The organism is Bradyrhizobium elkanii WSM2783 (genome assembly GCF_000472865.1).
GTDB classification, from domain to species: domain Bacteria; phylum Pseudomonadota; class Alphaproteobacteria; order Rhizobiales; family Xanthobacteraceae; genus Bradyrhizobium; species Bradyrhizobium elkanii_A.
This window is the reverse complement of sequence record NZ_AXAP01000093.1, coordinates 25,127-32,350: the sequence shown is the minus strand read 5'-3', so window position 1 is coordinate 32,350 and position 7,224 is coordinate 25,127. Positions and strand designations below refer to the sequence as shown.

Below are 7,224 nucleotides of genomic sequence, written 5' to 3'. Positions count from 1 at the left end.
CCGGTGGTTGCGCATCAAGCACAAGGTCAGGCGATGCAAGGGCGGGACCTATCCACTCTCGCACCTTTACGGGCACTTTGGGCTCGTACGTCTAACCGCGCTTGGCCGCGACCGGCCGTGGGCGAAGGCGTGAGGTCTTGTCCGAGAGCCGGATGCGGGAGATCTGCCTGTCCGGTTCGACGAGCGGGATGTGGAAACGGAGTCACGGCTACACCACTAAGGCACCGCCAGACGAAAGGGGCGGCAACAGATATGTGTAGCCTAAAGCCACCGCGCCACATCTCGACTCCACCACCCGGCTCACACCCGGTAGGCTCGGATCGAGCTAAATGGGTTCTGCTCAAGAAGCCGACATGTCAGCGTTAATGAGCACCCTGCACGAGTCTAGTAACGCCGCAGCAGGTTGCCGAACTTCGGATCCAGGGCCTGCGCGGATTCCATCAGCAGGGTTTTGCCGGGCGGTGTGGCCTGCACATAGGCTGCGATGAGCGGGGCTTCGAAACGGGAGCGGTTCGAAAGCACGGTGCGAATATCCGACAAGGCGAGCAGGCGGATCTCTTCATCTGATGCGGCCGAACTCGATGTGACGGCCTGAAGTCTCATGAACGCCACATCGGACGACGCTGGTCCCGTAAGATAGGACGCCTTCAGCGCGGGAAGGGCGGTGCCATCGGTCCGCGCTTTCAACGTTGCAAGCGTCAACCAAAGCACCGGCCTGATCGGCGAAACTTTCAGCGCGGCCGCGACGGCGCCCTGAGCGGCCTGACTGTCCTCCGCCCGAGTGGCAGGATCGAGTGCGGGTTGATTCAGAACCTGCGCTGCCTTCGCGATCGCATGATCAGCGAGAAAATCCCCGTCGAATGGAAACAGCGCGGCGAGGATGGTGGAGGCAAAGCCTGTTGTCGCGGCCTCGCCGTGAAGTCTGCCCGTCAACAAGTCGTCTGCACGAAGCTTCGACCGACTTAGGTCCGCACAGAAGCTGAAGGCGGCATAGGCGATCAGTATCACCGCCATGCACGTTCCCGTCGCGCGGAGCCAGGTCATTTGATTCATCGGCTGACTTTGTGGATGGACACCGTTCGTCGGTGCCGGATAAAGCCCAATTGAAACTTCAAATCGCGAGCAGACTATCACCCTGTATCGTCAGCAGCGTCAAGTTGCCGGTCGCATATGCGCCCGTATCGATGTTGATGCGGTTCGGCCGAACGTCCGGCGCGCTGACGGGCGTGTGTCCGTGAACGATATATTTGCCGAAACGCTCCTCGGAATTGAGAAACTCCTCCCTGATCCAGAGCAGATCCTGGTCCTGCTGCTTGTCGAGCGCAACGCCGGGGCGAACGCCGGCGTGCACGAAGAAGAAGTCCCCGCAGGTGAACGACGTCGGCAACTGCTCGATGAACCCAAGGTGCTCGGGCGGCAAGGCACGCTTCAATCCTTCGATGAGCTCGACCTGCTGTTCCGTCGTCGGGTTCATGGTCGGCGTCACGCCATAGGACATTAGCGTCAAGAGGCCGCCGTAATGGCGCCACTCCTGGAGCTTGGCCGGGTCCTTCAGGACGTCGAGCAGGAAGACCTCGTGGTTCCCCTTGAGGCAAACCGTTTCGTGACTTTGGCTGCGCTGGATCAGGATATCGAGCACGGCCCGCGATTGCGGCCCGCGATCGACGTAATCGCCAAGGAAGACCTGGATGGCGCGCTCCGGCGCCGAACGGTCGAGATCAACGTCAATTACGGTTAAGAGCGATTGAAGAAGATCGGCGCGTCCGTGGACATCTCCGATCGCATAGACGCGGACGCCATCGGGAAGCCGGGGCTTGATGTTCTTGCGAAAGCGTCGGGTCAGACCCATCCTTAAGCCAACTCGCCTGCCTCCGGAGCTGAAGCTCCAGATTCTTGTTTTGACGCGTTTTCTTCATCGCGAACCGACGTCCGTTTCGCTCGAAAACGCTAGAGCCGATCAACCCTGCCACGGCTCTTAGCAGAGCCCATTTCGGACCGATATCGTTAATTGTTTCAGAAAGAGTTGCTTCGGTTTTGACTAAAGGGCCGCGCAGCCAATGAGCTGTATCTCAAGAGATCTTTTGTAGCTTCCCCGCAACAAGAACGGGGGGCGCAAAATGCGCGGAGTTGCAAAGATATTGGCGGTTGCCGCCGCCATCTTCACGATCGGGCTGCAGCACGGGGCGAAGGCCGGCTTTGTAGGCACGCCAATGGCGCTGCGGGGGGCTATCCAATACATCAAGTTCGATGCGCCGACATTGCCGCCGATGGCGTTCACGATGTTTTGCCTCAAATATGCCGGCGAGTGCAAACCGCGCCGCATGGTGTTCCGAGGCGGACGGCTGAAGCTCACCGCCGAGCGTTGGGCCGATCTCAAGGAGGTCAACCATTCGGTCAACACCGGGATTCGGCCACAGGCCAATCTCGAGGGGCTGGCCGGCGAGAAGTGGCTGCTGCATCCCGCAAGCGGAGACTGCAACGACTATGCGGTGACCAAGCGCCACGAGCTGATCGCAAGGGGGTGGCCGGCCCGTGCCGTCCTGCTCAGCGAGGTGGTGACGACCTGGGGCGAGCATCACCTGGTCGTCGTCGTGCGCACGTTCAGCGGCGACCTGGTCCTCGACAATCTGACCCAGAACATCTCGCCCTGGTCGCGCAAGCCCTATCGCTGGGTGCGGATCCAGATGCCCAAGAACCCCAACTATTGGGCATCGCTGGGCGATCGCAACGCCTGAACTCAGCTCACCGTGCGGCCTGGCTGACGCTTTGCGAAAGGCCAAGCCCCACGATCGCTGCAAGACAGACGATGGCCCCGGTACGTAGCAGGCCGGGACCGGCAAATCCCTGCACAACGGCGAAGCAAAGGCTGGCGGCCGCCGCCGCCGAAAAGAAGGAGTCGCGGCCACGCCGCAGCGCCCCTGAGACAAGGCGCGTCAGCAGGGAAAGCACGATCGCGATTGCGAGTGCCAAGCCGATCCAGCCCGTTTCCACGAATAGTGCGATGGCCGCGGAGGGGACCGCAAGCGGCGCCGTTGCATCGCCGGATTGATAGATCCGGCCGATGGACTGGAAGGCTCCGGCGCCGGCACCGAACCAGCGCGTATCGGCAAGCAGGCGGTCGAGTACCGCGCGCGCTTGTTCCGGTTGGATCGGCAGAAGCCGCAGCAACGGCGATCCAGAGCCTTTTTCGAAGATCCAGGTCAGAACGAGGGCCGCGCCAATGGCTGCGACCACGCAAATCGCGCTGGCAGCCAGGGCCGGCAGGTCCAGCCTGCGAATGACCAGGATGAGCAGAAACAGCGCGACGCCGAGCGCGCAGGCAACCGCGCTGTTGGTGTCGGAATATCCCAGGATGACGGCGCCGTTGATCAGCAGGCCCGCGAGCCCCAGCATGCCGATAGCAACGGAACGGATGATCGCGTGACGCGTTTCGGCGCGCTCCGCGGCCAATTGCATGACGGCGAGATTGAGCGCCACGCCAAGGCCGCTCAAGCTGGTCGCGAAATCCCAGCCATCCGGACCGATGCTCGCTCCCTGCAGCCGATGATCGACGATTTTCGGCACCGCCACGAGAGCTGTCAGGGTGCTCAACACGAACAGGACGAGCTCGGCCCGCCGCCGATCCCTGCTAAGGACGATCGTCACCCCGATCAGCGCGACGCAAGCGAGCGCCAGAAGGAATGCGCCGAGCGTTCGGCTGAAGTCGGCCGTGACGTATCCGAAGGGGATTCCTTGCAGGGCATCATACGTAGTGGTCCAGATCGGATGAGCGAGTGACAACCCGATTGGCATCAATTGCGCGCCAATGCAGAGCGGAATGGCGATCAATACCCAGCGCAGGTTCGCCGTCGCACGCAGCAAATGCTCCCGATCCGCCTTGCTCACGCTCACCGATGCCGCCAGCAGGCACACGCCTGCGGCGGCCATTCCGAGCTCGGTGACGAAGCCGGAGTTGGAAGTTTCAAGAACGGTGGTGAAAACGAGCGCGAAGAGGAGGGCGAAAAAAGCGACGGACAATCGGACTGCTCGGAAAATGCCTGAACCGAGTCGTCACCATATCTCCCGTCGGCTTCATTTCAAAGAAGCGGCCGTGACAATTGGATCCGCAACCGCGGCGGGGGATCAGCGGGCGGTCTTGAGCGGACGAGCCACAACGCGCGTCGCCCGCGCCGCCGCGAGGGCGAAGCGCGTGAATGATCCGAACAGATATCCACCGTGGAGGGCAAGTGAGCCGATCGCAAAGCCTGTGAGACTTTCGACCACCGTCAAGGAAAGGATCGGGGCAAGCAGGAGCGCAATTGCGCCGGTCGCAAGCGTCAGAGGCAGAAGCACGAACACCTTGAAGCGCAAGCCGAAGACGGCGCCAAAGAGAAAGCTGAAGATTGCAATCTGAGCCATACGCACACACTCCTGTTCGGAGTGTCGGCTCCAGACCTTAAAACGCGCTTAAGTCGGATATGCAGATTGCAGCTTACTGGCTGCAGCTTGCAAGCAGCGTGCTGTAGGCTTCGCGGAGCCCGTTGAGAGCAACGATACCTTTGATTTCGCTGGTATTTTCCTTGACGGTCACCGTTAATGACGGTGTGATCTGCCATTTGCCGCCGGCCAGCACGCCAGCTTCCTCGGGCAGAAGCACCGCTGCCCCCGCGGCGGCCATCGTGCCCTCGAAGCTCTGGGAGAATCCCGTGGAGGCAAGGGTCACCTCCGGACGGCTGCGCGGTGGAAATGGCCGGATCAGCGCCACCAGCACCTCGATCTTGCCCTTCGGCGCACAGCGGATGATCAGGCCGGCAAAATCCGGATCGGACTGCAGCGCGTCGGCCGTCTTCATAATGGCAACAAAGCTCTCGTCCGCCTTGATCCCCTGGGCCCGGGTGAACTTCCAGTTCGACATATTGGCCACAGGTATCGGGGTCATCCGGCAGACCCGCGCTGAGCCTTCGGTGCGGCAGACCGAGTTCTCATAAGTTAATTTGTTGGCCGGAGCGGGGGGAACTTGTCCGAGCGCCAGCAGCAAAACCAAGGCTGGAAGCATGTGATGGCGCTCCGAAGTGGTCAATCAACGCAGGCTTAGCAAACCCTCGAAGATCGGGAAACTCACCCCTACCGAATCCGCCATCCTCGGGATACTGCCCAGCTAAAGGGCAGGTCCGCTGTCATAAATGTTGCATATTTGATCAGGGATACCGCTGAAGGTCTCCCATAGTTGCGTCGGCGCCACACTCGCGGTTCCAAATCGCCGTTAACCATCTGTTCAGGGCCGGAACGTCTTGTCGCAGTGCGAACGGCGCCGTAGGACTCGCCCGTATTGGGGAAGTTGGGGCGATTCAATGTATTTGTTTGCCAAGGGCTCATTTCTGAGCACGTCTGTCTTGTTGCTTGCTGTGGGACTTGCTGGTTGCTCGACTAACCCGGGTTCCGGGCCGCTCACCGATGATGTTCTTTCGCAGACGACGGAGAATGGGCCGCAATACGAACTCATTCCGATCAATACGACCACGGTGAAGATCCTTCACACCCACGAGCCGAAGGGCCTCGCGGGTGCCTTTACCGACCAGCGGCCGCCGGCAAGCATCGTGTTCGGCATTGGCGACGTCGTCAGCGTCACGATCTTCGAAGCCGCCGCGGGTGGTCTTTTCATCCCGGCGGAAGCAGGTGTGCGTCCGGGTAACTTCGTGACCATTCCCGATCAATCGGTCGACAATGACGGCTTCATCACCGTGCCCTATGCCGGTCAGATCAGGGCCGCCGGCCGTACCGCCGTCGAGATCCAGCGGGCCATCATCGAGCGGATCGGCAATCGCGCGATCGAGCCGCAGGCCGTCGTCGCGATGGCGAGCCAGCGCACGCAGCTCATCAGTGTGCTCGGCGAGGTCAACACGCCGGCGCGTTACCCGGCGAGCGCTGCCGGTGCCAAGGACAAGGTGCTCGACGCGATCACCCGCGCGGGCGGCATCAAGGGCCAGGGCTTCGAGACCTGGGTGATGCTGGAGCGCGGTGGCAAGCGCGCGACGGTGCCGTTCGAAAATCTCGTGATGGCGCCGGAGAACAACATCTACGTGCGTCCCGACGACAGCATCTATGTCTACCGCGAACAGCAGAAATTCCTGGCGTTCGGCGCGAGCGGTCAGAGCGGCGAATTCAATTTCGACGCCTGGCGCATCAATCTTGGGGAAGCGGTTGGCAAGGCGGGCGGTCTGCTTGACTCGCAGGCCGATCCGGCCGCGGTCTTCCTGTATCGTCGCGAGCCTCGGAACGTGGCGGCTCAGCTCGGCATCGACATCAGCAAATATACCTCGGACACGATCCCGGTCATCTTCAGCGTGAACTTCCGCGATCCCGGTGGCTTCTTCCTCGCCACCAAGGTGATGATGAAGAACCAGGACATTCTCTACGTCTCGAACTCGCGTAACGTCGAAGTTGCCAAGTTCCTGACCTTCCTGCGGGTGGTCATGGCGACCGGCGGCGATGCGGTTAACCTCTCGAACGACGCGCTGATCTTCCGCAACAACATCAAGCTCGCGCCGTAACTCACCTCGGCCAGGCAAACAAAATGGCACCGTGACTTTGTCTCGGTGCCATTTTGCGTTTATGAGCAAACTTCGTGTTGCTCACATCTGAAGAGGCCACATGCTGTTGGTTCGGCTCCGGCGGGGTAGCCTTGTTGCTGCGGCGTGCGCGGTGATCGGCCTGCTGGCAAGCGAAGGCCGGGCCCGGTCTGAGACGCTGGGCGTTCGCCACCGGATCGATGTCGTCGTCTCCGCCGAGCCGAATGCTCCTGTGATGGAGCGGCTGCGCGGCTCGAAGGGGGCGCTTTCCTTTACGGTGCGTCTGTCAGCGAATTCCCAGGAATCGCGCTATTTTGGCATGCTCTCACCGTCCTTTTCCGATATCGTCATTCCAGAAAACGCAGGCGCACCGCTGGTTGCGCAAACCAAGATCTGGGAGGAGGAGACCTGCCATCAGCGACGGGGTTTGCCGAAAGTCACGGTCACACAGATCAAGGCGAATTTTGGCGACGACAAGAACGGCATCGAGGTCTCGTCCATCAATCGTCACATCGGACTCCGAGTGCCCGCTGACGAACTCACGCCGGGCATCAAACTGGGGCAGGGCAGCGACGAGAGCGGCTCCTTCTATGCGGTGCGCGCACAAACGAGGGACAGCCGGCTGAACGTCGACCTGAAGATTTATCTGTTCGACTGCTTCTTCTGAGAAACTGAA

General features: G+C 61.1%; 8 protein-coding genes. 3 read left to right on the top strand and 5 right to left on the bottom strand.

The window, feature by feature from the left end; translation table 11 throughout:
- Positions 1 to 384: 384 nt before the first annotated feature.
- Positions 385 to 1,014 (bottom strand): hypothetical protein, encoded by a 630-nt coding sequence (locus YY7_RS0141950; protein ID WP_245287607.1) that lies wholly within the window; start codon positions 1,012 to 1,014, stop codon positions 385 to 387.
- A 97-nt stretch (positions 1,015 to 1,111) separates the two neighbouring features.
- Positions 1,112 to 1,849: a metallophosphoesterase family protein gene (locus YY7_RS0141945; RefSeq protein WP_028168377.1), complete on the bottom strand. Its 738-nt coding sequence runs from the start codon at positions 1,847 to 1,849 to the stop codon at positions 1,112 to 1,114.
- Positions 1,850 to 2,117: 268 nt separating this feature from the next.
- On the opposite strand from YY7_RS0141945, the gene YY7_RS0141940 reads away from it, so the two are divergent.
- A complete protein-coding gene (locus YY7_RS0141940) occupies positions 2,118 to 2,735 on the top strand; it encodes a transglutaminase-like cysteine peptidase (protein ID WP_028168376.1) in 618 nt (205 codons plus the stop codon).
- A 7-nt stretch (positions 2,736 to 2,742) separates the two neighbouring features.
- Here YY7_RS0141940 and YY7_RS0141935 read toward each other — a convergent pair whose 3' ends face one another.
- The 3 genes from YY7_RS0141935 to YY7_RS0141925 form a co-directional block, all read right to left on the bottom strand.
- Positions 2,743 to 4,017, bottom strand: a complete 1,275-nt coding sequence (locus YY7_RS0141935) for a hypothetical protein (protein WP_028168375.1) — start codon at positions 4,015 to 4,017, stop codon at positions 2,743 to 2,745.
- Positions 4,018 to 4,122: 105 nt separating this feature from the next.
- Entirely contained in the window at positions 4,123 to 4,398 is a 276-nt protein-coding gene (locus tag YY7_RS0141930) for a hypothetical protein (RefSeq protein WP_028168374.1), read from the bottom strand.
- Between the two features lie 73 nt (positions 4,399 to 4,471).
- Positions 4,472 to 5,035 (bottom strand): hypothetical protein, encoded by a 564-nt coding sequence (locus YY7_RS0141925; protein WP_245287606.1) that lies wholly within the window; start codon positions 5,033 to 5,035, stop codon positions 4,472 to 4,474.
- A gap of 295 nt (positions 5,036 to 5,330) precedes the next feature.
- On the opposite strand from YY7_RS0141925, the gene YY7_RS0141920 reads away from it, so the two are divergent.
- Together YY7_RS0141920 and YY7_RS0141915 are read left to right on the top strand one after the other, a co-directional pair.
- Positions 5,331 to 6,530 (top strand): polysaccharide biosynthesis/export family protein, encoded by a 1,200-nt coding sequence (locus YY7_RS0141920; RefSeq protein ID WP_028168372.1) that lies wholly within the window; start codon positions 5,331 to 5,333, stop codon positions 6,528 to 6,530.
- A 151-nt stretch (positions 6,531 to 6,681) separates the two neighbouring features.
- Entirely contained in the window at positions 6,682 to 7,215 is a 534-nt protein-coding gene (locus tag YY7_RS0141915; RefSeq protein WP_028168371.1) for a hypothetical protein, read from the top strand.
- The last annotated feature ends 9 nt before the right edge of the window (positions 7,216 to 7,224 follow it).

Excerpts from the sequence above, each read along its gene's own strand:
- YY7_RS0141945 (WP_028168377.1), bottom strand. The coding sequence starts at position 1,849 with ATGGGTCTGACCCGACGCTTTCGCAAGAACATCAAGCCCCGGCTTCCC.
- YY7_RS0141925 (WP_245287606.1), bottom strand. The coding sequence starts at position 5,035 with ATGCTTCCAGCCTTGGTTTTGCTGCTGGCGCTCGGACAAGTTCCCCCC.
- YY7_RS0141940 (WP_028168376.1), top strand. The coding sequence starts at position 2,118 with ATGCGCGGAGTTGCAAAGATATTGGCGGTTGCCGCCGCCATCTTCACG.
- YY7_RS0141930 (WP_028168374.1), bottom strand. The coding sequence starts at position 4,398 with ATGGCTCAGATTGCAATCTTCAGCTTTCTCTTTGGCGCCGTCTTCGGC.
- YY7_RS0141920 (WP_028168372.1), top strand. The coding sequence starts at position 5,331 with ATGTATTTGTTTGCCAAGGGCTCATTTCTGAGCACGTCTGTCTTGTTG.
- YY7_RS0141950 (WP_245287607.1), bottom strand. The coding sequence starts at position 1,014 with ATGGCGGTGATACTGATCGCCTATGCCGCCTTCAGCTTCTGTGCGGAC.